Raw genomic sequence first — 253 nt, forward strand, 5'->3', positions numbered from 1 at the left:
GAAGTTGCCTTCAGCATCGCGACGGAACCAGTTTACGTTAAAGATTTTAGGAAGTTTATTGCCCGCAACTTCAGCTTTAGCTGCAACTTGTTCACCCAATTCTAACCAATGAGAGAAGTAGTCAGCCATGTTGTAGCCAGCAAATGGAAGCATCGCAAACGGATCGCGACGAACAACACCTTGTTGACCAACAGCAGCAGCAGTGGTTTCAGAACCCATTGTTGCAGCTTTATATACGCCATCAACCCAGTCA

At 46.2% G+C, this 253-nt stretch carries 1 protein-coding gene; it reads right to left on the reverse strand.

Going from position 1 to position 253, the window contains the following annotated elements:
• Nucleotides 1–253 (reverse strand): phosphoenolpyruvate carboxykinase domain-containing protein (locus tag RR876_RS16700; protein ID WP_332637157.1); only part of this gene is annotated, 253 nt, incomplete at both ends.

Source organism: Acinetobacter sp., assembly GCF_036666595.1.
Classification (GTDB): Bacteria; Pseudomonadota; Gammaproteobacteria; order Pseudomonadales; family Moraxellaceae; genus Acinetobacter.